We start from the raw sequence: 24361 nt of genomic DNA, 5'->3' as shown, positions 1-24361 counted from the left end.
CGCGGGACGCAGTCCGCTTCAGACTCCTACCGCAACGGGAAAGGAACCGCGGTCGGCGCCCTTCACGATGGGAACGCGCACGGCATTGCCCCACTCGGTCCAGGAACCGTCGTAGTTGCGTACGGATTCGAAGCCCAGCAGGTACTTCAGTGCGAACCAGGTGTGGCTGGAACGCTCGCCGATCCGGCAGTAGGCCACCACATCATCACCTTCGGTCAGGCCCGCCTCGCCCAGGTAGATGGATTCGAGTTCCTCACGGCTCTTGTACGTTCCGTCAGAGTTGGCTGCGCGTGCCCACGGCACGGATGCGGCAGTGGGGATGTGGCCGCCGCGCAGCGCGCCTTCTTCGGGGTAGGCCGGCATGTGGGTGCGCTGGCCGCTGTACTCCTCGGGGGAGCGGACGTCGATGAGCGGCCCGCTGCCCAGGTGCGCCAGGACGTCCTCCTTGAAAGCGCGGATGGGGGTGTCGTCCCGCTCCACCACAGGGTAGTTGCCCGGTGCCGGCGCCGGCCGGTCCTTGGTGAGTTCCCGGCCCTCGGCAATCCACTTGTCGCGGCCGCCGTCGAGCAGCCGCACGTCCTGGTGGCCGAACAGCGTGAAGACCCACAGGGCGTAGGCGGCCCACCAGTTGGACTTGTCACCATAGATCACCACGGTGCTGTCCCGGGAGATGCCCTTCGACGCCGCGAGCTCCGCGAACGCCGCACCGTCCACATAGTCGCGGGTCACCTCGTCATTCAGGTCCGTGTGCCAGTCGATCTTCACGGCACCGGGGATGTGGCCGGTTTCGTAGAGCAGGACGTCCTCATCGGACTCGACCACTACGAGGTCGCCGTTGGCAACCGCGCCGCTTTCGATCGCTGCAGCCAGCCATTCGGTGGAAACAAGCCGCTCCGAGTGCGCGTAGGCGGCGAATTTCTCGTTTTGTTCAACGGGATAGGGCATCAGAATTGGCCTTTCATTGAGAACACGGGAGACCCGCGGGACCGGCGTTGGGACCTGCTCCCACACTAGCCAGCGGCCGGGATGTTGTCCGTATTCCGTTAACAGGACGAAATGTTGCCTTCCTCACGCCCGGCCGGGCAAGGGCCGGGGGAGCGGAGGGACCCAACCTTCTTGCCGGTATCCTTTCTGGGGACCTCCTACCAGCAGCAGAACGGACCACCTTGGTACAGATCGAACAGCTTGCCGCCCGCACCCCGGCAGTTTCGGTGGATGAACTCCTCAAGGGCTTCTATCCGTCGCCGAGGTTTGGCGAGGTCTCCTTCGCCAGTTACCGTCCGGACCCGCGGCAGCCCAGCCAGGCCGCGGCGGTGCGCGCCCTCCAGAACTTCGCGGCAGGCGTGGATTCGGGTAACGGGGGCGGCCTGTTCAAAAAGCTCTTCGGCAAGAAGGACGAAACCCGGGCAGGGATCTACCTCGACGGCGGGTTCGGCGTGGGCAAGACCCACCTGCTCGCGTCGTTGTGGCATGCGTCCCCCGGGGCCAAGGCGTTCGGCACGTTCGTCGAGTACACGAACCTGGTCGGTGCCCTGTCGTTCCGCAAGACCGTGGACGCCCTGAGCACCTATAAGCTCGTGTGCATCGACGAGTTCGAACTGGACGACCCGGGCGACACGGTTCTGATGTCCAGGCTGATGCGGGAGTTGTCCGACGCCGGCGTGAAGCTTGCCGCCACGTCCAACACACTGCCGGGTTCGCTCGGTGAGGGGCGCTTTGCCGCCGTCGACTTCCAGCGCGAAATCCAGGTGCTGGCGGACCAGTTCGACGTAATCCGGATCGACGGCGAGGACTACCGGCACCGCGGGCTGCCGACCCCGCCGGCGCCGCTCAAGAACAGCGAACTGACGGCGCACATGAAAGCTGAGTTCGATGGCAAGACCGTGGCCCAGGACGAGTTCTCCTCCCTCATCCACCACCTGGCCGGTGTGCACCCCAGCCGCTACCGCCAGCTGATCGACGGAATCGACGGCGTGGTGTGGCGCAACGTCGAAACCATTACGGAGCAGGCTGTGGCACTCCGGTTTGTTGTCCTGGCGGACCGGCTGTACGACAAGGACGTCCCCATCCTCGCCAGCGGTGTTCCGTTCGACAAGCTTTTCACCGAAGAGATGATGACGGGCGGGTACATGAAGAAGTACTTCCGGGCCGTCTCCCGGCTGACGGCCCTGGCACGTGAGGGCCAGAACCACGAGCCGTCCTAGGTTTCTTTCCCTCTTTATTCCTCAATGCCCCGCCCCGGCACCGGCAAGAGCAGCCAACGCACAACGAGCCCTGCCAGCAGGGCCCAAAAGGCTGAGCCGACTCCGGCAAACGCCAGTCCCGAGGCTGCCATGAGGAACGTGACGGACGGGGCGATGCGGTCTTCAGAGTCGGCCAGCGATGCGGAGACGGCCGCGGCCAGGGTGCCCAGCAGCGCCAGGCCGGCCACTGCTTCCAGCATCCCCGCCGGTGCCGCGTTGACCAGGGTCACGAGCGCTGCCGAGAACGCGGCCAGCACCAGGTAGGCCAGGCCGGAGGTGAAACCGGCCACCCACCGCCTGCTCCGGTCCCCGCCGGCCTCCTCGCCCGCGGCGAGCGCGGCACTGAGCGCGCCAAGGTTGATCGCATGCCCGCCAAACCCTGCTCCAAGGGCCGTGCCGGCGCCCGTCACCAGCATGGCGGGCCGCCACGGCGTTTCGTAGCCAAAGGACCGGAGCACCGCCACCCCGGGGACATTCTGCGAAGCCATCGTCACCACGAACAGGGGCAGAGCGATGCCCGCCAGGGCCTGCGGGGTGAATGACGGCGTGGTCCACATCAGCGCGGGCAGTACTCTTCCCGCCCCCACTTGAGTCCCGCTGGCCGCCAGAGAGATGCCGATAACACCGAGCGCCACCAGCAAGGCGCCGGGCACCGCCCAGCGCGGCGCGAACTTCATCAGCACCAGCCAGCAGACAATAACGGGCCCGACGAACAGGGGAACGCTGCCCAGGGCCTTGAACGGGGCAAGGCAGAGCTGCAGGAGCACTCCGGCCAGCATCGCCTGCGCCAGCGATGCGGGAATCCGTGCCATCAGCCGGCCCAGCGCGGGGACCAAACCCGTCAGCGCGATCAGCACCCCGGCGGCGATGAAGGCGCCCACGGCAGCCGGCCACCCGCCGTCGGCCGCTCCAGAGGCGGCGAGCAGCGCCGCGCCCGGGGTGGACCACGCGAGCGTGACCGGCACCTTCGAACGCCACGCCAGCAGCAGGACGCCGACGCCGACAGCCAGCGTCAGCGCCAGCAGTCCAGAGGCGGCCTGGGCTGTATTGGCGCCTACCGCCTTCAGCCCGGCGAGCACGACGGCGAAGGACGACGTAAAGCCAACCAGCGCTGTGACGATGCCCGCAACAACGGGCCGGGAATCGAACTTCGACGGCAGACCGGCCGGGTGCGGTCTGAGGGGTGCGGGGGATTTCGCCATATCCGCAGGTTACTGGCGCCGTATTCCCGGGAAGGAATCGGGGTGCCCTTAAACGCCAAAGGCGCGGGCGCCGCCTCCCGGCGGGACCCGCGCCCCGTTGACGCGCTGGGGCAAAACCCAGGCCTAATCCTTTACGGAGTCCTGTCAGCCGGCGGAACCGGGTTGACGGGAGGGACCGGCGGAACCTGCCCGGCGGCAGGTGCCTGGCCCGGAGTTCCGTTCTTGTCAATGAGCTTGGAAGCGCCATTCTGGATCTTGTCGATATGGCCGGAGTACTTGCGTCCGGTCTTGGTATCAACGAGATCACCGGCCTTGCTGATGCCGTTCTTGATGGCCCGCTCGTTGCCACGGATGAGACCCTGAGCCTTGCCCTTTAAGTCGTCAAATAGTCCCACGAGCACCTCCCTTCAATCGCGGAGCCAGGTCGCTCCTCCGCATACGATGTTAAACCTGCGCCGAATGGCCTGCCAAGGAAATCAGGAGTTTTCTGCGTTCGCCCGGAGCGGATGCGGCGCGGCACCATACGCGGCCGGATTCGGGGGCAACAAAAAAGCAGCCCCGAAGAGCTGCTTTATAAGTGGGCGATACTGGGATCGAACCAGTGACCTCTTCCGTGTCAGGGAAGCGCGCTACCGCTGCGCCAATCGCCCGGATCCGGAAGTCCGGCCTAAGGGTAAAGAGATTGAGAGCGGACGACGAGATTCGAACTCGCGACATCCACCTTGGCAAGGTGGTGCTCTACCAGCTGAGCTACGTCCGCATGTGCATTCCGGCCGGGACCGGACTGCGTTGTGGCAAGTTGCCTTGCCAAGTGGGCGATACTGGGATCGAACCAGTGACCTCTTCCGTGTCAGGGAAGCGCGCTACCGCTGCGCCAATCGCCCATTGAACCCGGATCGCTCCGGAAACCATGGTTTTCACCGAGGTGGGTACGGGATTCGAACCCGTGTATACGGCTTTGCAGGCCGCTGCCTCGCCTCTCGGCCAACCCACCGTGTAAGCGTTGGTTCTGTGGAACCTTTGCTGCGACAGTGTCCTGCGAGCGGACGACGAGATTCGAACTCGCGACATCCACCTTGGCAAGGTGGTGCTCTACCAGCTGAGCTACGTCCGCATTGTGGAGGTGATTTCCCTGCCATTTTGGCATTTCCTCGCTTCCAACGAGTAAAAACATTATAGGAGGTTCGGTGAAACTCCAAATCGGCGTCGCCGCCTGGGGTGCCGAGGTGCCTGCTTCCCTGTGCTGGCGCGGAACTTGGCGAGTTACACCCCTGTAATTCGTTACCCCGTCAGGGCGGGCTTCCACCGCGGCGTGCCCTTTCAACCCGGTCAGTGCTGCACCGGTTGCGTCCGCTGAAACCCTGGAAATCGGCAATTTTTGAATTGGCGCCCTGGTGGGCTAGCATTCAAATGCACCGGGGCGATTGGCGCAGTGGTAGCGCGCTTCGTTCACACCGAAGAGGTCACTGGTTCGAACCCAGTATCGCCCACCAAAGATTGGTCCGTTTCCGCTCTTTCGAGCAGTGGAAACGGACCTTTTTTGTGCCCGGACCCGCAGCCGGAGACTTTGTCGGCCCCCTGTGAAAGAGTCTTTTTATGACCGATCCGCTTCTCGCCCACGCCACTGAATACGGCCGGATGTACGCCAGGTCCACGTCCGAGCAGTTTTCCGTACCGTCCATCACCACCGTCATCGGCCAGCAGCCGCATGGCATGGACGGGTGGTTCGGTTACATGGGAGCGAGCAGCCTGGCCAACGATCCACTGCTCTCGGATTGCCTTGGGAGCCCGGCGAAGATCAAGCAGGCCATCAACCGGGCCGCGAAGGCCGCCGAGACCTACCGCGACGAGGCCGCCCGGCGCGGCGACCGCGTTCACTATTACTGTGAGCAGGTGGCGCTCCGGGCACTGGGACGCCCACACGCCATGAAGGAAGCCCGGGACGCGCTGGCGGCCAACGGCGAGGAGGCTTTCGCCGTCCGCTTCGACGAATGGTGGGAGCTCTTCCGCGTGGAACCCATCGCCCCGGAAATCACCGTCTGGAACACCTCCGTTGGCTATGCCGGAACCCTGGACCTGGTGGCCCGCATCAACGGCAGGATCTGCCTGATCGACTATAAGACCAAGGGCACCACCCGGGAAGGTACCGTAAAGCCCCTGGATGACAAGGTGGTCATGCAGCTCGTGGCCGGGATGAAGGCGGAGGAAAGCCTGGTAGATCCCGTGGCTGGCACCTGGGAGCCCTGGAAGTATGGCGAGAACCCGGTCCTGCTGGCGGTGGCCATCGGTGAAACCGAAGTGCGTCCGGTGCGCGCGAACCCTGAGGTCCTCAAGCACCACTGGTGGAAATTCTGTGCACTGCGACGCGTGTGGGAGCTGTCCGCGGACACCATCAGCGCCGGAACGGCCCTGCTTCCCATTGCCCCGCCTCCCATGGCGCAGGTGCGCTCCGCGTAGGAACAGCTGCACCTAGACTGGATTGGTTCCCTTTGCAGCAAACCGTAAGGAAAAACAGCGCATGGCTATTCTGAATATCCGCATTATTGGTGATCCTGTGCTGCGCACAGTCGCCGATCCCGTGACGGATTTCGGACCCGAGCTTGCCAAGCTGGTGGCGGACATGACCGAGACTATGGAGGACGTGGACGGCGCCGGGCTCGCGGCCCCGCAGATCGGGGTCAGCAAGCGCGTCTTCACCTACCGCATTGACGGCGTGGAAGGGCACATCATCAATCCGGTGCTGGAAAACAGCGATGACTTCCAGTCGGACCAGGTGGAGGGCTGCCTGTCCATTCCCGGCCTGGGCTTTCCCGTGCGGCGTTTCCGCGCCACCCGGGTCACCGGCTTCGACGTCAACGGCAACCCGGTCTCCGTCGAGGCCGAGGGCCTGCTGGCACGCTGCTTCCAGCACGAAAACGACCACCTTGACGGGATCCTTTACACGGATCGGCTGGAAGGCGAAGACCGGAAGGCCGCCCTCCGTTCCATCCGGAACGCCAACTACGATTCCATCACGGAGCAGACCACCACCAAGCGGGCCAGGACCGTCGGTTCCAGTTTTGGCGGGTCAAGCTTTGGTGCCGGTGCGGCTGGTACTGCCGGGTGAGGGTCCTCTTCGCGGGAACCCCCGCCGTCGCAGTCCCGTCCCTGGATGCGCTGGTTGAGGCCGGCTTCGACGTTGTCGCCGTCCTGACCCGCCCGGATGCCCCGCTCGGCCGCAAGCGAGTGCTCACGCCGTCGCCCGTCGCCGCCCGGGCAGCGGAGCTGGGTATCGACGTGATCCGCGCTGCCCGGGTTGATGCCGAAACCACCGCCAGGATATTGGCCGTCAATCCCGACGTCGCAGCCATTGTTGCCTACGGCGGCCTGGTACCCCCGGCAGCGCTGGACATACCGCGGCACGGCTGGGTCAACCTGCACTTCTCCCTGCTGCCGGCCTGGCGCGGTGCGGCACCCGTGCAGCGTTCGGTGATGGCCGGTGACGACGTCACCGGCGCTGTTACGTTCCAGCTGGAAGAAGGCCTGGACACCGGCCCGATATATGGCACCCTCACCGAAACGGTGGGGCCGCACGATACCGCCGGGAAGCTCCTGGAAAGACTGTCGCACAGCGGGTCTGTCCTCCTGGCCCAGACCCTGTCCGCCATCGAAGCCGGAAAGGCCGCGCCCGTGCCGCAGGCCGGTGAGGTCTCCCTGGCGCCGAAGCTGACCCTCGATGACGGCAAAATCACCTGGGGCCACCCCGCACTCGCCATCGGGCGGCAGGCCCGCGGCGTGACTCCCGAACCGGGTGCGTGGACGCTCCTGGACGGGCAGCGCGTGAAGCTCGAGCCGGTCCGGCTCCGTCCCGACGTGGAAGGCCTCAGGCCGGGGGCTCTGTCCGTGCAGGGAAAGAGCGTGTTGGTCGGCACGGGATCCCATGCTGTGGAACTTACCCGCATCCAGCCCGCCGGGAAAAAGATGATGTCCGCTGCCGATTGGGCACGCGGCTTGGCTTCACCGGAAAGTGTGGTGTTCGAATGAGCGGATCCGGCGGCACGGGAACGCCCGGAAACAACGGACGGGGCCGGGGCGGCAAGGGCGGGGCACGCGATACCAGCCGCCGCAACGCGCAGGGCCGCGAGCGGAACCGCGGACCGCAGCGCAATTTCACCCAAAGCGCCCCGTCCCAGCGCACACGCCGGGCGGATCCGGCCCGGCTCGTCGCGTTCGAGGTGCTGCGCGCCGTCGCGTCCGAGGACGCTTATGCAAACCTGGTCCTGCCGTCCCGGATCCGGCACCACCGCCTCGACAAGCGGGACTCCGGCTTTGCCACCGAACTGACCTACGGTGCGCTGCGCGGCCAGGGAACCTACGACGCCATCCTTGCCCGCTGCGTGGACCGGCCACTGGACCAGCTGGACCCTGCCGTCCTTGATGCCCTCCGGATCGGAGCGCACCAGCTGCTGGCCATGCGGGTACCGGCCCATGCCGCGCTGGACCAAACGGTGGGCCTGGCGCGCGCCGTGATCGGCGCGGGGCCGTCGTCGCTGATCAATGCCGTGCTCCGCAAGGTGAGCGCCCGCCCGTTGGAGGAGTGGCTGGAGCTCCTGGTGGACGGCGAGACCGACGAAACCAGGATCGCCTCCCTCAAGCACGCCCACCCCGAGTGGATTGTCCGCGCGATGCGCCAGGCCCTGGTGGCCCATGGCCGGCAGGCCGCCGAGATTACTGAACTGCTGGAAGCGGACAATGCCGCCCCGGTGGTGAACCTCGTTGCCCTCCCTGGCCTGGGAAGCCTCGATGAGGCCTTGGAGAACGGCGCCGCTCCCGGTGAACTGGTGGAAGGGTCTGCCCTCTCAAGCGGCGGTGACCTGGGCCGGCTTTCCTCGGTCCGCAGCGGCACAACCCGGGTCCAGGATGTTGGGTCTCAGCTCGTGGCCCGGGCCCTGGCGGGGGTGGACCTCGCCGCGGTGCCGGGAAGCGAAAACGGCGAAGCCTGGCTGGACCTCTGCGCGGGACCGGGCGGCAAGGCCGCCCTGCTGGGCGCCCTCGCCCGGGAGAGGGGGGCAACGCTGCTGGCCAACGAACCCGCACCGCACCGTGCCAGGCTTGTCACCCAGGCGCTCTCCCCGGTTCCCCAGGACACCTGGAAAGTCCGCACCGGAGACGGCCGGGAGGTCGGCGCGGAGCAGCCGGAAACCTACCACCGCGTCCTGGTGGACGTTCCGTGCAGCGGCCTGGGTGCCCTCCGGCGGCGGCCGGAGTCCCGGTGGCGCCGCTCACCCAAGGACCTGACCGACCTGGCCCCGCTGCAGCGCGAACTCCTTGCTTCTGCACTGGCAGCCGTCCGGCCCGGGGGAGTGGTGGCCTACGTGACCTGTTCGCCGCATCCCGCCGAAACCAAGGCGGTGGTGGCCGACGCGCTCCGCAAGCGCGACGACCTTGAACTCCTCGATGCCGGAAACGCCCTGGACGCCGTGAGCCTGACGGGAAACCTGGGCGCCGGACATGAGTCCACCGCCCAGCTCTGGCCCCACATCCACGGCACTGACGCCATGTTCCTGGCGCTCATCAGGAAAAAGGGCTGATCCCCCGGCCCTTCCCATCGAACGTCCAGCAAAACCAGTGAAAGGCATTTACACGTGACGCAATGCTGCATCAACCCGAGCATCCTCTCCGCCGACTTCGTCAACCTGGAGGCTGAACTGCAGCGCATCGGCAACGCCGACGCCGTGCACGTGGACGTGATGGACAACCACTTCGTGCCCAACCTGACCATCGGCCTGCCGGTGGTGCAGCGCATCCAGGCAGTCAGCCCGGTTCCCCTGGACGCCCACCTCATGATCGCCGACGCCGACCGCTGGGCGCCAGGATTCGCGGACGCCGGGCTGGCCTCGGTCACCTTCCACGCCGAAGCGTCCATCGCCCCCGTCAAGCTCGCCCGGGAACTCCGGAGCCGGGGCGCCAAGGCGGGAATGGCACTGCGGCCGGCAACCGCCGTCGAACCCTACCTGGACATGCTGTCCGAACTGGACATGCTGCTCATCATGACCGTGGAGCCCGGCTTCGGCGGCCAGGCGTTCCTTGACGTGACCCTGCCCAAGATCCGCCGCGCCAGGGCAGCGATCGAGGGATCCGGAATCGACGTGGCCATCCAGGTGGACGGCGGCATCACCGAGGAAACCATCACGCGGGCGGCGGAAGCTGGGGCGAACGTATTTGTCGCCGGTTCGGCCGTTTACGGGGACGACGATCCTGCCGCCGCCATCGACCGCTTGCGGAAGGAAGCTGCCCGGACATTACGCGCAGCGACGGAATAACCGGGGACCCCTGCCGGTTGTGGCACAATAACAACACACATACGTGCTCCGGGGTCGGTGTAAGTCCGAACCGGCGGTGACAGTCCGCGACCCGCGAGCCGGCGGTCCTTCAAGGATCTCCGGTGGACGGTTGAACCGGTGGAATTCCGGTACCGACAGTTAAAGTCTGGATGAGAGAAGCACGTACAGCTGTACCTGCAGGGCCATTCGGCCCCGCAGCCTTCTGCTGTCGTATACCCCCGGAGCCATCGCGGTTCGAAAGGGAAGGAACGACGCAGGAATGAACCCCAAGCGATGGCTCTTTAGCGCCTCAACTGCTGCTGCTTCCGCAGCGGCCACCACCAACCCCGCAGCGGCAGCCGCATGACGGTCAGCAACCCGCCAGCCGCGGCTGCCCCGCCAAACATCCCGGAAAAGACCGGCCTGGTCCCTGCCAGGGGAGTTGTCACCGCCTTCAGTGCCGCTGAAACCAGTGCCATGGAAGTTGCCCTCCAGGCGGCCCTGCAGGGACCCCGCGGGGCCAACCCGCTGGTGGGCGCCGTCGTCGTCAGTCCCGACGGCCGCCACGTTGTCACCGGCTTCCACCGCGGTGCCGGCACCGCCCACGCCGAGGCCGACGCAATCGCCCAGGCCAGGGCCGCCGGGCTGGACCTGGCCGGCTCCACCATGGTGGTCACGCTGGAGCCGTGCGACCACATTGGCCGCACGGGGCCCTGCACGGAGGCGATCATCGGCGCCGGAATCACCGACGTGGTCTACGCCGTGGACGATCCCCATGATCCCGCAGCGGGCGGTGCAGCCACGCTGCGGAGCGCCGGGGTCCGCGTACGCAGCGGATTGGGTGCGGCCGGGGCGCTGGAGCTGAACAGGCAGTGGTTCGAGGCAGTGGCCGCCAGTCGCCCGTTCGTTACGCTGCACATTGCCCAGACGCTGGACGGCAGGATTGCTGCCGAGGACGGCACCAGCCAATGGATTTCCTGCCCCGAATCCCTGGCGGACAACCACTCGATCCGCAGCCGGATCGACGCCATCCTGGTGGGAACCCAGACCGTGCTGGTGGACAACCCGCGGCTGACGGCGCGGGACGGGCAGGGTGCTCCTGCCGCGCAGCAGCCGGTGCGCGCCGTCATGGGTTTGCGGGACATTCCTGCCGACGCTGCCATCCGCGGGGAAGACGGGCTCTCCGTGCACCTTCCCACCCGGGAGCCTGCCGATGCCCTGTCCCTGCTGTACGCCTCAGGTGCCCGGCACGTCATGGTCGAAGGAGGATCGCGGATCCTCAGCGCGTTCCTCACCGCCGGACTGGTCGATGAACTCATCGTGTACCTGGCGCCCACCCTGTTGGGTTCCGGAACCCCGTCGCTGAACGGACTGGGAATCACCAGCCTGCCGGATGCCCAGCAGTGGGAATGGGACCCGTCCGACGGCGGCGCAGTCCGCACGCTTGGCCGGGACCTTCGACTTCACTTGCGACCGCAACGCACCGTTGCCCTTGACCCCCACCCGTCCCGCCAGAGCGCGGAGCAAGCCCAGGGAGGCTACTGATGTTTACCGGAATTATCGCCGAGCAGGGGCATGTCCTCTCCGTGGAAAGGGACGGCGACACCAGCGCCACCGTCCGGCTTTACGCGCCGGGCACCACTGAGGGCCTGGCCCTGGGCGGTTCGATCGCAGTCAACGGAGTCTGCCTCACCGCCACTGAGATCGACAGCAAGGAATTCAGTGTGGACGTGATGGGCGAGACCTTGGTCCGCAGCACCATCGGCGAGCTGGCGCCCGGCGATTCCGTCAACCTGGAACGCTGCGTTCCCGCCGGGGGACGGCTGGACGGCCACGTGGTGCAGGGCCACGTGGACGGCGTGGGTGTGCTGCTGGAGCGCGAACCGCTGGGCAACTGGGAACGGCTGCGCTTCGGCGTTCCGGGCAACCTGGCCCGCTACATCGCGGAAAAGGGCTCCATTGCCATCGACGGCGTGTCCCTCACCGTGACGGCGGTCAGTGACGCTGCGGAACCGGAGCCATGGTTCGAAGTGGGGCTGATTCCCACCACCCTTGCCGAGACCGGGCTGGGTGCCAAGGAAACCGGAAGCCGGGTGAACCTGGAGGTGGACGTCCTCGCCAAGTACACCGAGCGGCTGCTGGCCTTCCGCGATGCCTCCGCAGTGGCAGGAGATGCCCGATGAACGCCGCCGTCCGGTTCGAGCCGGAAACTGTCAACATCGGCGTGCAGGGCCCGGACCGGGCGCAGGAGCAGATGCTGGACCCCATCGAGGACGCCGTCCGGGCCATGGCCGCCGGCAAACCGGTCCTGGTGGTCGACAATGAGGACCGCGAAAACGAAGGCGACATCATTTTCGCCGCCCAGCACGCCACACCGGCCCTGATGGGCTGGACCATCAGGTACAGCTCGGGAGTCATCTGTGTCCCGCTGTCCGGTGAGCGTGCCGATGCCCTGGCACTGCCGCCCATGGTTGCGGTGAACGAGGACTCCAAGGGCACTGCCTACACCGTGTCCTGCGATGCCGCCGTCGGGGTCAGCACCGGCATTTCCGCCACTGACCGCGCCCTCACGGCCAGGGTGCTGGCCGACCCGTCAGCCGCCCCGGCCGCCGTCACCCGGCCCGGGCATATATTTCCGCTGCGCGCAGTTGACGGAGGTGTGCGGGAGCGCCCGGGCCACACGGAGGCCGCGGTTGACCTGTGCCGCCTTGCGGGCCTCGAGCCCGTGGGCGTCATCGCGGAAGTGGTGTACGACGACGGCGAAATGATGCGCCTGGACGGGCTCCGCTCGTTCGCGGCGGAGCACGGCTGCCCCCTGATCTCCATCGAAGATCTGGTGGCCTACCTTGGGGAGAAGGAGAAACGATGACGGCATCCGCAGCAGGCAACGGCAACCTCCGGGACGGGCACCGGGCGGAACGCACCGGCAGCGGCGTGGTTCCCCATCCAGTCAGCGGCGGACCCATCGTGCAGCTGCCCACAGCCTTTGGCGAATTTGTTGCGCAGGCCTGGACCGATCTGGTCACCGGCGTGGAGCACCTTGCCGTCAGTTCCCCCAATCCGCCCCGGGACGGCAAAGCGCCCCTGGTCCGACTGCACTCCGAATGCCTCACCGGAGATGTGTTCGGTTCCTACCGCTGCGACTGCGGCGAGCAGCTTGCCTATGCCTTGGAACTGATCCATGCAGAAGGCGGAACCCTGCTTTACCTGCGGGGACAGGAGGGCCGCGGTATCGGCCTGGGAAACAAGATCAAGGCCTATGCCCTGCAGGAAGCGGGCTTTGACACCGTCGAGGCCAACGAGCAACTGGGACTGCCCGTGGACGCCCGTTCCTACAATGCCGCAGCCCAGGTGCTTGCAGAGATGGGCCTGCACGAGGTCCGCCTGCTGAGCAACAACCCTGACAAGCAGAACAGGCTGGCCAGGGCAGGTGTGAAGGTAGTGGAGATGGTTCCCACCGAGGTTCCCTCCCGCGACCAGAACATCCGCTACCTCCAGACCAAAAAGGACCGGATGGAGCACCGCCTGCTCCTGGACACCCACGTGGACCCCGTGCCCGTCACCATGCCCAACACCCTGATCCACGAACAAGACTGAACGGAACCAACAGAATCATGAGCGGACACGGCGCCCCCAGCATCGACCTCACCACCCTCAACCCCGCCGAAACCTCGCAGCTGCGGCTGGCGATCGTGGCGGCCAGCTGGCACACGCAGATCATGGACGGGCTCCTCGACGGCGCCCTGCGCGCCGCCAAGGAAGCAGGCATCAGTGAGCCCACCGTCCTGCGCGTTCCCGGCAGCTTCGAGCTCCCGGTGGCTGCCGCCCGGCTGGCGCCGCACTTTGACGCCGTCGTTGCCCTCGGCGTCGTGATCCGCGGCGGCACGCCGCACTTCGACTACGTCTGCCAGGCCGCGACGTCGGGACTTACCGACGTCAGCGTGCGCACCGGTGTTCCGGTGGGCTTCGGCGTCCTCACCTGCGACACCGAACAGCAGGGTCTCGACCGCGCGGGCCTGCCGGACTCCAAGGAAGACAAGGGCCACGAGGCGGTCACCGCGGCGCTGGCCACCGCCGTCGTCCTCAAGCAGTTCCGGAGCTAGCCGGCTGGGGACGGGCGCCTGTGTGTTCGCTCACATCGCGCCCGTCATCCAACGCCCCGGGAAGCGCCCTTCCGGCCGCAGCAAGTAGGCTGGAGGGCGTGAAGAATTTCGAGACGCTGTTCGCTGAGCTCAGCGAGAAGGCAGCCACCCGTCCGGAAGGCTCCCGCACCGTCGCTGAATTGGAGTCCGGTGTCCATGGCATCGGCAAGAAAGTCGTCGAGGAAGCAGCCGAAGTCTGGATGGCTGCCGAATATGAATCCGATGAAGCCGCGGCCGAGGAAATCTCCCAGCTGCTCTACCACCTGCAGGTCCTGATGCTCGCCAAAGGCCTGACCCTGGAAGACGTCTACAAGCATCTGTAGCCACCGGTCCGGCCCGCCTCCTGCCGCCGGAACCGCCGTGGCCTGCACTGCCTGAACACACAGACCTTCCAAGATTTAGAAAGATTTCCCATGCTGCGAGTAGCCGTCCCCAACAAGGGATCCCTGTCCGAAGCCGCGTCTGCCATGCTGTCCGAAGCCGGATACCGCCAGCGCCGCGATACCCGTGAGCTGGTCATGGTGGACCCGGACAACGACATCGAGTTCTTCTTCCTGCGCCCCCGTGACATCGCGGTGTACGTGGGCCAGGGAACGCTCGACGTCGGCATCACCGGCCGGGACCTGCTGCTGGACGCCGAGGTGGAAGCCGAAGAACTGCTTCCCTTGGGCTTCGCGGCCTCCACGTTCCGCTTCGCCGGCCCCGTGGGCGATTTCTCCGCCGTGGAGGAGCTTGAAGGCAAGCGCCTGGCAACCAGCTACGACGGGCTTCTGCGCGGCTACCTTGCCGAGCGCGGCATCAATGCCAAGGTGGTCAGGCTCGACGGCGCCGTGGAGTCCTCCGTGCGGCTTGGCGTGGCAGACGCCATCGCCGACGTGGTGGAAACCGGCAACACCCTGAAGGCCGCCGGCATGGAAATCTTCGGCGAACCCATCCTCAAGTCCGAGGCCGTCATGATCCGCCGCACCGGAGAGGGCGGAGCCGCCAACGGTACCGCGCGTGAGATCGACGTCCTCATCCGGCGCCTGCAGGGCGTCCTGGTGGCGCGCCAGTACGTCCTGATGGACTACGACATCCGCAAGGAACTCGTGGAAAAGGCCGCCGCACTGACTCCAGGCCTGGAATCGCCCACCGTGTCCCCGCTGCAGGACTCCGACTGGGTCGCCGTCCGGTCCATGGTGCCCAAGAAGGAAACCAACCGGATCATGGACGAGCTGTACGACCTTGGCGCCCGCGCCATCCTGGTCAGCAGCATCCACGCCTGCCGCATCTGAACGGGCTGACCCGACGCCGCGCAGCAGGACCAACAAAAAAGATTCCAGGAGTACCCATGGCAGTAGCAGTACGTGTCATTCCCTGCCTTGATGTCGACGCCGGGCGCGTCGTCAAGGGCGTCAACTTCGAAGGCCTCCGCGACGCCGGCGACCCGGTGGAACTGGCCCACCGCTACGACAACGCCGGCGCGGACGAACTGACGTTCCTTGATGTCACCGCATCTTCCGGAAACCGCGAGACCACCTTCGACGTGGTCCGCCGTACGGCGGAGGAAGTCTTCATCCCGCTGTGCGTCGGCGGCGGCGTCCGCGGCGTGGCCGAAGTGGATAAGCTCCTCCGCTTCGGCGCCGACAAGGCTGCCATCAACACCGCCGCCGTCGCACGCCCCGACGTGATCGACGAAATCACGCGGCACTTCGGCTCGCAGGTGCTCGTCCTGTCCGTCGATGCCCGCCGCACCCGCCCCGGATCCCAGCCCACGCCGTCGGGCTTTGAAGTGACCACCCATGGCGGGCGTACCGGCACCGGAATCGACGCGATCGAGTGGGCCAGGGAAGCCGCCGACCGCGGTGTGGGGGAGATCCTGCTGAACTCCATCGACGCCGACGGCACCAAGGACGGCTTCGACCTTGACATGATCAAGGCCGTCCGTGCCGCCGTGAAAGTCCCGCTGATCGCCTCCGGCGGAGCCGGCGAACCGGCCCACTTCCCACCGGCGATTGCCGCAGGGGCTGACGCTGTCCTTGCAGCCTCGATCTTCCACTGGGGCCCCAACGACATGATGCACCAGGTCAAGGACGCAATCCGGGCCGCGGGCTTCGAGGTCAGGTAGTCCGAGGGGCGCGAGTCCGCGGGTGGGGACTAAATCCCCACTTCGGCCGATTGCAGGAGCGCGACGGCGTCCGGCTGGCCTTCAAACGTGACCAGGGCGTGGCGGGTGCGGCCGTGGGCGTGCATCAGCAGTTCGCCCGGCTCGCCGACGATGGCCACGGAGACGGACGCGCGCTTGGCGACGTGCCGCGGGCCGGAGGGGCGGACCAGCACGATGCCCAGGTCAACGCCGCGGTAGAGGATGGCGGCCCGCTTGACCAGTTCGTCCCAGAGGGCTTCGGAGTAGGCCTCGTCAAGTGCGCGGGGAGCCCAACGGTCAACGGCGCGGCGGACGTCCTCCGTATGCACGAAGTACTCGATGAGGTTGGAGCTTTCGTCGAGCGCCTTGATGTTCATCGGCGAGAGCGCCGGCGGTCCGGCGCGGAAGGTGTTTACCAGGCCGGCGTAGTCCTCGGCCGTGGCGAGCTTTGCGGCCAGCTTGGCCGTCGCCTGGTCCGAGGCCTTGGCCAGCCGCTTGATGATCAGGCCCAGCCCCACGGACACCTTCCGCTCGCGCAGGTAAAGGTGCGCTGCGAGGTCCCTGGTACGCCAGCCCCTGCACAGCGTGGGCGCGTCAGGACCGGCCGCAAGCAGGGTCTCGGCCAGGACTTCACGGGACGGTTCGACGAAATGCATCACTTGGAAAAGTAGCACGACCGGCACAGACTTGGGCAGCGCCCCTGCTGCCGCTGGCGCGCCGCTGTTCACTTCAGGTTGGGCCCGGCAGGAGGCACTAGACTTGACCTGATGTCTGAGCAGCCCGCCCCCGCCCCAAGCACCGTCCAAACAGCCGCCACCGTGCCAGGAACCGCAACCGCTTCCGCTGGTGCGGCTTCACCGGCAAGCCCGCTTCCTGCGGATCTCGCCGCTGCGCTCAAGCGTGATGCCGCCGGTTTGGTGGCTGCCGTGGTGCAGCAGTACGACACCAATGAGGTCCTGATGCTTGGCTGGATGGATGACGAAGCCCTCCACCGCACCATGACCACGGGCCGGGTCACCTTCTACTCCCGCTCCCGCCAGGAGTACTGGCGCAAGGGGGACACCTCCGGGCACGTCCAGTGGGTGAAGTCCGTTGCCATGGATTGCGACGGCGACGCGCTGCTGGTGCGTGTGGACCAGGTGGGTGCCGCCTGCCACACCGGTACCCGGACCTGCTTCGACGGCAGGGAACTGGACGTTACGGCGGCCCAGGCGGGCTGAACCGGAGCGGTGCCGCAGGGCTGCGCCCCCGGTGGCGGCGGGCCCGCCCTATGCACGACCAATCAAGGCGCCGGTGGGAACCGGCCCTTACGAGAACAGGTGGAAGACTTAGCACCATGCAGGACCTTGGAATCATCAGCCCCACCCTGGAGGAGTTCCGGGAACTTGCCGGGCACAGCCGCGTCATCCCCGTGCGGCTCAAGGTGCTGGCTGATGCGGAAACCCCTATCGGCCTGTACCGCAAACTGGCCCAGGGCCAGCCCGGCACGTTCCTCATGGAATCAGCGGCCGTGGGCGGCGCCTGGTCCCGCTACTCCTTCATCGGTGCCAGGTCCCGGGCCACACTGACCACCAAGGACGGCAACGCGCACTGGCTGGGGGAACCTCCCGCAGGCGTTCCGGTGGACGGCAGCCCCGTGGACGCCATCCGGGACACCATCGAGGCGCTCCGTACGGACAGGTTCGAGGGACTGCCGCCCTTTACCTCCGGCCTGGTGGGCTTCCTTGGCTGGGAAACCGTGCGGCACTGGGAGCGGCTGGTCAGCCCGCCCGAAGATGACCTGCAATTGCCCGAGATGGCCCTGAACCTGGTCACGGACATGGCGGTCCACGACAACGTGGACGGCACGGTGCTGCTCATCGCCAACGCCATCAACTTCGACAACAGCTCCCAGCGGGTGGACGAGGCCTGGCACGACGCCGTCGCCCGGGTGAAGGCACTCCTGGCCAAGGTCAGCACGCCGGTGGCGCAGCCGGTCTCAGTCCTGGCCCCGGCAGCATTGGACTTTGCCTCGAGCGTGCAGGAACGCTGGGACGAGAACGAGTACCTTGCCGCCCTGGACCGCGGCAAGGAAGCGATCGTTGACGGCGAAGTGTTCCAGGTGGTCATCTCCCGCCGGTTCGAGATGGAGTGCAACGCCTCCGCCCTGGACGTGTACCGGGTGCTCCGGAACACCAACCCCAGTCCGTATATGTACATCTTCAGCCTGGCGGACGCCGACGGCCGGGAGTACTCCATCGTGGGTTCCTCGCCGGAGGCCCTGGTTACCGTCACCGGTGAAGAGGTGATCACGCACCCCATCGCCGGATCCCGCCCCCGCGGCAAGACGGTGGAAGCGGACAAGGCCCTCGCCGAGGAACTGCTCGCGGACCAGAAGGAGCGGGCCGAACACCTCATGCTGGTGGACCTGTCCCGCAACGACCTGTCCAAGGTGTGCGTGGCCGGTACCGTGGACGTCACCCAGTTCATGGAGGTGGAGCGCTTCAGCCACATCATGCACCTGGTCTCCACTGTGGTGGGAAGGCTTTCACCCCGGGCCAAGGCGTACGACGTCCTGAAGGCGACCTTCCCGGCCGGCACCCTGTCCGGTGCACCGAAGCCCCGGGCGCTGCGCCTGCTCGACGAACTGGAACCGCACCGCCGCGGCATCTACGGCGGCGTGGTGGGGTACCTCGACTTTGCCGGCGACATGGACATGGCCATCGCCATCCGGTCGGCGCTGCTTCGGGACGGCCGGGCGTACGTGCAGGCGGGCGGCGGCATCGTGGCGGACTCGGTGAACCCCACGGAGGCCCTCGAGACCGTGAACAAGGCCGCGGCACCGCTCCGGGCGGTGCACACCGCCGGTTCGCTGAAGAACATTTCGGCCGAGTCGCTCCCCGGCGGGGCGGACTCCTGATGCCCGATCCCGGAACCGCCGCCGGGAAGGCGAACAAGGCGAAAAAGGGAGCGCCCGGTTGGGCCCGGAAGGGCACGCTCGTGCTCCTGGTCGCCGTGCTCGCGCTGGCCGTCTTCGGCACCACCACCCAGACCTGGCTGTCGGTCACACTGGATCCCGCCCAGGCAGGCCAGGCGGCCGCCACACGGGAACCGCTTGAGGTCCAGGGAAGCGATGCGGCCACCACGGTGACGGCCCTCGCCCTCGTGGCACTGGCGGGCGGACTCGCGGCAGCCATCGCGGGCAGGATCGCCAGGTGGATCATCACCGCAATCATCGTCCTTGCCTCCGCGGGCATCGTCACCGCCGCGGCCACCGTCCTGGCCGACCCGTCCGCGGCCGCACGGGGTTCCATCGCCGCGGCCACCGGCATCAGCGGCGGCAGTGCGCAGGTGGCCGTGACCGCCTTCCCCACGCTCGCCGTCGTCGCCGGGTGCCTGCTCGCCCTGGCCGCCCTGCTGATCATTCCCGCCGGCCGGCACTGGAAGGCGCGCACCCGGTATGACGCGCCGGGAACCGCCGCCAGTGCAACCGCGGCAGGTCCGATTGACGAGATCGACAGCTGGGACCGGCTTTCCCGCGGCGACGACCCCACCTGATGACGGAACTGTTGCCGTGCCAGGACGGGCAGGCGGTGCGGATAACGGGTGACCGTCCAAAAAATGGCAGAATGTAACCAGTATTCACCTTGAGGAGATTTTCCATGAGCAGCAAAGCCCCTGCATCCGTTTCCAAGTCCGGAACCCGCCAGGTTGCCCCCGGCCACGTCGACCACAGCCAGGAACTGGGCCACGGCAACAGCCCGGCAGCCTGGACCTGCGTCATCGTGATGCTGGTGGGTGCGCTCATCGCATCGATCGCCTTCGTCATCGCCAGCACCCCGATCTTCATCGCCGGCGCCGGCGTGATGGTGCTCGGCCTGATCCTCGGTTACATCATGCGCAAGGCAGGCTACGGCGTCGACGGCAGCAAGCTAAAGAACTCCGGCCACTGATGGCAACTGTTCTCGACGACATCAATGCCGGTGTCCGGGAGGACATGGAGGCCAGGAAGCGGCTTGTTTCGCGGGCCGAACTGAAGGACCTGGCCCAGGCCGCGGCACCAGCCCGCGATGCCTGGGCAGCACTCGGCGGCCCCTCCGCTTCCCGCGACGAGCTGAAAGTCATCGCTGAAATCAAGCGGCGCAGCCCGTCCAAGGGGGACCTCGCCAGCATCGGCGATCCCGCGTCCCTGGCACGGGCGTATGCAGACGGCGGCGCCTCCGTCATCAGCGTGCTCACCGAACAACGGCGGTTCAACGGGTCCCTGGCCGACCTCGATGCCGTCCGCGCCGCCGTCGATGTTCCCCTGCTGCGCAAGGACTTTACGCTCGACGAATACCAGATCTGGGAGGCCCGCGCCCATGGGGCGGACCTGATCCTGCTCATCGTTGCCGCGCTCTCCGACGCCCAGCTCAACGAGTTCAGCGCGCTCAGCTCGGAACTCGGCATGGATGTGCTGGTGGAAACGCACACCGAGGAGGAAGTCGAACGGGCCGTCGCCGCCAACGCGCGCATCATCGGCGTCAACGTGCGCAACCTCAAGACGCTCGACGTCGACCGTTCGCTTTTTGCCACGCTCGCCGGACGGATTCCGGCGGGCGCCCTCGTGGTCGCCGAATCAGGCGTGCGGGACGTCGACGACGTGACGCACTACGCCGCCAGCGGCGCCAACGCGGTGCTGGTGGGCGAGGCGCTGGTAAGCCACTCCACCCCGCGGGAGCGGATCGCGGAGTTCACGGCGGCCGGGGCTGCCGCCATCGCCGCACGCGGCTGACGGGACCGGTATCGGGGCGCGGTCGACCGCCCGCGCCTCCTCCGGCGCCGCCGGAGCCGCACATTTTTCGACTATCTACTGAAACAGGACGGGACTGATGGTTGACGCACCTTCAGCTGACAACAATGCCGCGGAAGCATTCCTTCAGGGCGGCTCGCTCCGGCACGCGCCGGGGCCCTACTTTGGCAGCTACGGCGGACGCTGGATGCCCGAGTCCCTGATCGCAGCCCTGGACGAACTCGAGGAAACCTTCAACAAGGCCAAGGACGATCCCGAGTTCCGCGCCCAGATCGCCGACCTCAACAAGAACTACTCCGGCCGGCCCTCCCTGCTGACCGAGGCCAAGCGCTTCTCCGAACACGCCGGGGGAGTGCGGGTGTTCCTCAAGCGCGAAGACCTCAACCACACCGGCTCGCACAAGATCAACAATGTGCTCGGCCAGGCGCTCCTCGCCAAGCGGATGGGCAAGACCCGGGTCATCGCCGAAACCGGAGCCGGCCAGCACGGCGTAGCCAGTGCCACCGCCGCGGCACTCCTGGGCCTGGAGTGCGTGGTCTACATGGGTGCCGAGGACTGCCGCCGCCAGGCCCTGAACGTCGCCCGGATGGAGCTGCTGGGCGCCACGGTGATCCCGGTGACCAGCGGATCGCAGACCCTCAAGGACGCCATCAACGACGCCCTCCGCGACTGGGTGGCCAACGTGCACAACACCCACTACCTGCTGGGCACGGCTGCCGGCGCGCACCCGTTCCCCGCCATGGTCCGCTACTTCCACGAGGTCATCGGCGAGGAAGCCCGCGCCCAGATCCTGGAACAGGTTGGCCGCCTGCCGGACGCCGTCTGCGCCTGCATCGGCGGCGGTTCCAACGCCATCGGCATATTCCACGGCTTCCTCGACGATCCCTCGGTCAGGATTTACGGCTTCGAGGCCGGCGGCGACGGCGTGGACACCGGGCGCCACGCCGCCACCATCACCCTGGGCAAGCCCGGGGTGCTCCACGGTGCACGTTCCTACCTCATGCAGGACGACGACGGCCAGACCATCGAGTCGCACTCCATCTCCGCAGGACTGGACTACCCCGGCGTCGGCCCGGAGCACTCCTATCTCTCGGATATCGGACGGGTCAGCTACGAGCCGATCACCGACAGCGAGGCCATGGAGGCCTTCCGGCTCCTGTGCCGCACCGAAGGCATCATTCCCGCCATCGAGTCCTCGCATGCCCTGGCCGGCGCCATCAAGGTGGGCCAGCGGCTTGCCGCCGAGGACACCGGTACCGCCAAGGACAAGATCGTGATCGTCAACCTGTCGGGCCGCGGTGACAAGGACGTTGCCACCGCCGCGGAATGGTTCGACCTGTTGGACAAGGACTCCGCGGAGTCGGAGATCGGCAAAGAGGGGGAGCAGCTGTGAGCGGTGCACAGATGGCCAGCAAGGCACAGATGACCAGCAAGTCGGCGGCAGCGATTGACCGGGCCCGCGCCCAGGGCCGCGCCGCCCTGATCGCGTACCTGCCCGCCGGCTACCCCAGTGTGGAGGAATCCATTGCCGCCGGCATCGCGGCCGCCCGCAACGGCGCCGACCTGATTGAAATCGGTATTCCGTACTCCGATCCCGTGATGGACGGCCAGGTTATCCAAGCCGCCACCACGGAGGCTCTGGCCAACGGGTTCCGCGTCAGCCAGGTGTTCGACGTCGTCGCCGGGATCACCAGCCAGACCGACGCCGCCGTCCTGGTGATGACCTACTGGAACCCCGTTGTCCGGATGGGCGTGGACGAGTTCTCCCGCCGCCTTGCCGAGGCCGGGGGAGCGGGCCTCATCACGCCGGACCTCATTCCGGACGAGGCAGCCGAGTGGATGGAAGCCTCGGACAAGTACGGACTGGACCGGGTCTTCCTGGTTGCGCCGTCCTCCACCGCCGAGCGCATGCAGCGGACTGTCGACGCCAGCCGCGGCTTTGTCTACGCGGTCTCCATCATGGGCGTTACGGGGGCACGTTCGTCGGTGAGCACCGCGGCCAAGGATGTGGTGGCGGCAGCCCACGCCGCCGGCGCCGAGCGTGTCTGCGTCGGTTTGGGTGTGTCCAACGCCGACCAAGTCCGCGAAATCGCGGCCTACGCCGAAGGCGTCATCGTCGGTACCGCCTTGGTCAAGACCCTGGGCGACGGCGGCGTGGACGCTGTCGCAGCCCTCACCAAGGACCTGAGCACCGGACTCTCCCCGGAAGAAGCGTAATCAGATGCAGACCATCCTTCAGGCCGCCGCCCTGGTGCCTGCCAGCATCCCCAGCCCCGACTGGTCCGGATTCGATATCCCCCTGCCGTGGGGAACGCTGCGTATCCACGCCTACGCACTGTGCATCCTGGCGGGCATCGTGGCGGGCCTGTGGCTGACCTCGGTCCGCTGGGCGAAGCGCGGCGCGCCTGAAGGAAGCGTCTGGGACATCGTGGTCTGGGCCATTCCGTTCGGCATCATCGGCGGGCGGCTTTACCACGTCTTCTCGTCGCCGGACGCCTACTTTGGCCCCGGCTTCGACGGCACCGGAGACCTCTCGCTCATTCCGCAGATCCAGCGCGGCGGCCTCGGCATCTGGGGTGCCGTCGTACTGGGCGCCGTCGGCGCCTGGATCGGCTGCCGCCGCAGCGGCGTCAAGCTGTCCGCGTTCCTGGATGCCGCAGCCCCCGGGCTGCTGCTCGCGCAGGCAATCGGACGCTGGGGCAACTGGTTCAACCAGGAACTCTTCGGCGGGCCCACTACCCTGCCCTGGGGCCTGCAGATCGACGCGGACAACCCGAACTTCCCCGCCGGAGTCCCCGCGGACACCTTGTTCCACCCCACGTTCCTGTACGAGTCGCTGTGGAACCTTGCCGGCGTCGTCCTGCTGCTTGCCGTGGACCGCAGGTTCAACTTCCGCCGCAGCCGCCTTTTCTGGCTGTACGCCATGTACTACACCCTTGGCCGTGTGTGGATCGAAGCAATGCGCATCGACGAGGCGGAACAAATCTCATTGTTCGGGCTCACCACACGGCTGAACGTCTGGACCAGCATTTTCGTGTTTGTGACAGCGCTCGTGGTCTTCATTGTGCTGGGCCGGAAGGGCCGGCCGGAGCCCGACACCGTCTACCTTCCGGGCCGGGAACCGGCTAAGGAAGAGGCGGCAGGGGAGCTTCACGACGGCGCAAAGGAGGTCCGTGATGCGGACCCGGTTGTCTCAGATAGTGAAGCGCGTGATAATCTCCCTGATAACCAAAGCGGTTCCAGGCCTGCATCCGTCCCCGCGGACAAGGCCGGGGCGGCGCCCGCCGGCACCACGCCCGGAACGGATGCCACGGCGGCCGGACACTCCGGCAGCACAGCCACAGGAACCGCACCGGAGGCCGGCACCAGCAAGTAAGCCGCCGGCCAGGCAGGGCAGCAGAGCCACCGCTCGAAGGGCCCGAAACCACAATGTCGTGGCATGGGGCATCGTCCGGCCAGCATAGAGCTGCTGCCCGGAAGAGCCCCTGGGCAGGGGCCTGCGTAACTGTTAGTTCAGCAGGCCGTGCTGACCTACAATTTCCAGTAAGTAACACTTCGTTGTGCCCGCCATCTGCG

At 67.0% G+C, this 24361-nt stretch carries 26 protein-coding genes, 6 tRNA genes and 1 riboswitch; of the genes, 23 read left to right on the top strand and 9 right to left on the bottom strand.

Features of this window, described 5'->3' with window-relative positions; translation table 11 throughout:
- Positions 1 to 18: 18 nt before the first annotated feature.
- Complete coding sequence (locus tag FDW83_RS02585) at positions 19 to 945, bottom strand: sulfurtransferase (RefSeq protein WP_138136017.1); 927 nt, start codon at positions 943 to 945, stop codon at positions 19 to 21.
- Positions 946 to 1166: 221 nt separating this feature from the next.
- Here FDW83_RS02585 and zapE point away from each other — a divergent pair, with 221 nt between their 5' ends.
- Positions 1167 to 2204, top strand: a complete 1038-nt coding sequence (zapE, locus tag FDW83_RS02580; RefSeq protein ID WP_138136016.1) for a cell division protein ZapE — start codon at positions 1167 to 1169, stop codon at positions 2202 to 2204.
- A 14-nt stretch (positions 2205 to 2218) separates the two neighbouring features.
- On the opposite strand, the gene FDW83_RS02575 is transcribed toward zapE, so the two are convergent.
- From FDW83_RS02575 to FDW83_RS02545, 7 genes are all read right to left on the bottom strand, one after another.
- Positions 2219 to 3445, bottom strand: coding sequence for a benzoate/H(+) symporter BenE family transporter (locus tag FDW83_RS02575; RefSeq protein ID WP_138136015.1), 1227 nt, complete (start codon positions 3443 to 3445; stop codon positions 2219 to 2221).
- Positions 3446 to 3576: 131 nt separating this feature from the next.
- Positions 3577 to 3840, bottom strand: a complete 264-nt coding sequence (locus tag FDW83_RS02570) for an antitoxin (RefSeq protein ID WP_138136014.1) — start codon at positions 3838 to 3840, stop codon at positions 3577 to 3579.
- A 183-nt stretch (positions 3841 to 4023) separates the two neighbouring features.
- Positions 4024 to 4095 (bottom strand) — tRNA-Val (locus FDW83_RS02565).
- A 37-nt stretch (positions 4096 to 4132) separates the two neighbouring features.
- A tRNA-Gly gene (locus FDW83_RS02560) sits at positions 4133 to 4205 on the bottom strand.
- 52 nt (positions 4206 to 4257) lie between these two features.
- Positions 4258 to 4329 (bottom strand) — tRNA-Val (locus tag FDW83_RS02555).
- Between the two features lie 39 nt (positions 4330 to 4368).
- A tRNA-Cys gene (locus tag FDW83_RS02550) sits at positions 4369 to 4439 on the bottom strand.
- Between the two features lie 47 nt (positions 4440 to 4486).
- Positions 4487 to 4559 (bottom strand) — tRNA-Gly (locus tag FDW83_RS02545).
- A gap of 304 nt (positions 4560 to 4863) precedes the next feature.
- Between FDW83_RS02545 and FDW83_RS02540 the strand changes: the two genes are divergently transcribed.
- The 14 genes from FDW83_RS02540 to hisF all read left to right on the top strand — a co-directional run bounded on the left by FDW83_RS02540 (position 4864) and on the right by hisF (position 15996).
- Positions 4864 to 4938, top strand: a tRNA-Val gene (locus FDW83_RS02540).
- Between the two features lie 103 nt (positions 4939 to 5041).
- On the top strand, positions 5042 to 5902 hold the full coding sequence (locus FDW83_RS02535) for a cytochrome (RefSeq protein ID WP_138136013.1): 861 nt from the start codon (positions 5042 to 5044) through the stop codon (positions 5900 to 5902).
- A gap of 61 nt (positions 5903 to 5963) precedes the next feature.
- Complete coding sequence (def, locus tag FDW83_RS02530; protein ID WP_138136012.1) at positions 5964 to 6551, top strand: peptide deformylase; 588 nt, start codon at positions 5964 to 5966, stop codon at positions 6549 to 6551.
- Complete coding sequence (gene fmt / locus FDW83_RS02525; RefSeq protein ID WP_138136011.1) at positions 6548 to 7468, top strand: methionyl-tRNA formyltransferase; 921 nt, start codon at positions 6548 to 6550, stop codon at positions 7466 to 7468. Before def ends, fmt begins: the two co-directional genes overlap by 4 nt.
- Positions 7465 to 9015, top strand: coding sequence for an RsmB/NOP family class I SAM-dependent RNA methyltransferase (locus FDW83_RS02520; RefSeq protein WP_138136010.1), 1551 nt, complete (start codon positions 7465 to 7467; stop codon positions 9013 to 9015). The genes fmt and FDW83_RS02520 overlap by 4 nt, the downstream gene beginning before the upstream one ends.
- Positions 9016 to 9069: 54 nt before the next feature.
- The gene (rpe, locus tag FDW83_RS02515) at positions 9070 to 9747 is read left to right on the top strand and encodes a ribulose-phosphate 3-epimerase (RefSeq protein WP_138136009.1); all 678 of its coding nucleotides are present in this window, start codon (positions 9070 to 9072) and stop codon (positions 9745 to 9747) included.
- 39 nt (positions 9748 to 9786) lie between these two features.
- Positions 9787 to 9934: riboswitch (FMN riboswitch) on the top strand.
- Between the two features lie 176 nt (positions 9935 to 10110).
- Positions 10111 to 11292 carry a bifunctional diaminohydroxyphosphoribosylaminopyrimidine deaminase/5-amino-6-(5-phosphoribosylamino)uracil reductase RibD gene (gene ribD, locus FDW83_RS02510; RefSeq protein WP_138136008.1) on the top strand — a complete coding sequence of 394 codons (1182 nt, stop codon included), beginning with the start codon at positions 10111 to 10113 and terminating at the stop codon, positions 11290 to 11292.
- A complete protein-coding gene (locus FDW83_RS02505; RefSeq protein ID WP_138136007.1) occupies positions 11292 to 11930 on the top strand; it encodes a riboflavin synthase in 639 nt (212 codons plus the stop codon). Before ribD ends, FDW83_RS02505 begins: the two co-directional genes overlap by 1 nt.
- Complete coding sequence (gene ribB / locus FDW83_RS02500) at positions 11927 to 12616, top strand: 3,4-dihydroxy-2-butanone-4-phosphate synthase (protein WP_138136006.1); 690 nt, start codon at positions 11927 to 11929, stop codon at positions 12614 to 12616. Before FDW83_RS02505 ends, ribB begins: the two co-directional genes overlap by 4 nt.
- Positions 12613 to 13344 carry a GTP cyclohydrolase II gene (gene ribA, locus FDW83_RS02495; protein ID WP_138136005.1) on the top strand — a complete coding sequence of 244 codons (732 nt, stop codon included), beginning with the start codon at positions 12613 to 12615 and terminating at the stop codon, positions 13342 to 13344. Before ribB ends, ribA begins: the two co-directional genes overlap by 4 nt.
- Before the next feature lie 17 nt (positions 13345 to 13361).
- Positions 13362 to 13850: a 6,7-dimethyl-8-ribityllumazine synthase gene (ribH, locus tag FDW83_RS02490; protein ID WP_138136004.1), complete on the top strand. Its 489-nt coding sequence runs from the start codon at positions 13362 to 13364 to the stop codon at positions 13848 to 13850.
- Positions 13851 to 13948: 98 nt separating this feature from the next.
- Positions 13949 to 14212 (top strand): phosphoribosyl-ATP diphosphatase, encoded by a 264-nt coding sequence (locus FDW83_RS02485; RefSeq protein WP_009358176.1) that lies wholly within the window; start codon positions 13949 to 13951, stop codon positions 14210 to 14212.
- 90 nt (positions 14213 to 14302) lie between these two features.
- Positions 14303 to 15163 carry an ATP phosphoribosyltransferase gene (gene hisG, locus FDW83_RS02480; protein ID WP_138136003.1) on the top strand — a complete coding sequence of 287 codons (861 nt, stop codon included), beginning with the start codon at positions 14303 to 14305 and terminating at the stop codon, positions 15161 to 15163.
- A 56-nt stretch (positions 15164 to 15219) separates the two neighbouring features.
- Positions 15220 to 15996: an imidazole glycerol phosphate synthase subunit HisF gene (hisF, locus tag FDW83_RS02475; RefSeq protein ID WP_138136002.1), complete on the top strand. Its 777-nt coding sequence runs from the start codon at positions 15220 to 15222 to the stop codon at positions 15994 to 15996.
- A gap of 29 nt (positions 15997 to 16025) precedes the next feature.
- Here hisF and FDW83_RS02470 read toward each other — a convergent pair whose 3' ends face one another.
- A complete protein-coding gene (locus FDW83_RS02470) occupies positions 16026 to 16670 on the bottom strand; it encodes a TIGR03085 family metal-binding protein (RefSeq protein WP_138136001.1) in 645 nt (214 codons plus the stop codon).
- Between the two features lie 111 nt (positions 16671 to 16781).
- Between FDW83_RS02470 and hisI the strand changes: the two genes are divergently transcribed.
- The 8 genes from hisI to lgt all read left to right on the top strand — a co-directional run bounded on the left by hisI (position 16782) and on the right by lgt (position 24161).
- Positions 16782 to 17234 (top strand): phosphoribosyl-AMP cyclohydrolase, encoded by a 453-nt coding sequence (gene hisI / locus FDW83_RS02465; protein ID WP_171027417.1) that lies wholly within the window; start codon positions 16782 to 16784, stop codon positions 17232 to 17234.
- A gap of 116 nt (positions 17235 to 17350) precedes the next feature.
- Positions 17351 to 18913 carry an anthranilate synthase component I gene (locus FDW83_RS02460; RefSeq protein WP_138136000.1) on the top strand — a complete coding sequence of 521 codons (1563 nt, stop codon included), beginning with the start codon at positions 17351 to 17353 and terminating at the stop codon, positions 18911 to 18913.
- On the top strand, positions 18913 to 19551 hold the full coding sequence (locus tag FDW83_RS02455; protein WP_138135999.1) for a Trp biosynthesis-associated membrane protein: 639 nt from the start codon (positions 18913 to 18915) through the stop codon (positions 19549 to 19551). Before FDW83_RS02460 ends, FDW83_RS02455 begins: the two co-directional genes overlap by 1 nt.
- Before the next feature lie 104 nt (positions 19552 to 19655).
- The gene (locus FDW83_RS02450; RefSeq protein WP_138135998.1) at positions 19656 to 19946 is read left to right on the top strand and encodes an HGxxPAAW family protein; all 291 of its coding nucleotides are present in this window, start codon (positions 19656 to 19658) and stop codon (positions 19944 to 19946) included.
- Positions 19946 to 20767: an indole-3-glycerol phosphate synthase TrpC gene (gene trpC, locus FDW83_RS02445; RefSeq protein ID WP_138135997.1), complete on the top strand. Its 822-nt coding sequence runs from the start codon at positions 19946 to 19948 to the stop codon at positions 20765 to 20767. Before FDW83_RS02450 ends, trpC begins: the two co-directional genes overlap by 1 nt.
- Positions 20768 to 20864: 97 nt before the next feature.
- Positions 20865 to 22178 carry a tryptophan synthase subunit beta gene (trpB, locus tag FDW83_RS02440; protein WP_138135996.1) on the top strand — a complete coding sequence of 438 codons (1314 nt, stop codon included), beginning with the start codon at positions 20865 to 20867 and terminating at the stop codon, positions 22176 to 22178.
- Positions 22179 to 22189: 11 nt separating this feature from the next.
- On the top strand, positions 22190 to 23002 hold the full coding sequence (trpA, locus tag FDW83_RS02435) for a tryptophan synthase subunit alpha (protein ID WP_138136116.1): 813 nt from the start codon (positions 22190 to 22192) through the stop codon (positions 23000 to 23002).
- Between the two features lie 4 nt (positions 23003 to 23006).
- On the top strand, positions 23007 to 24161 hold the full coding sequence (gene lgt / locus FDW83_RS02430; RefSeq protein ID WP_138135995.1) for a prolipoprotein diacylglyceryl transferase: 1155 nt from the start codon (positions 23007 to 23009) through the stop codon (positions 24159 to 24161).
- Positions 24162 to 24361 lie beyond the last annotated feature (200 nt).

This window comes from Pseudarthrobacter sp. NamE2, from assembly GCF_005796205.1.
Taxonomy (GTDB): domain Bacteria; phylum Actinomycetota; class Actinomycetes; order Actinomycetales; family Micrococcaceae; genus Arthrobacter.
Note: the sequence above shows the minus strand (reverse complement) of the source record. Positions and strands in the feature narration are given on the sequence as shown.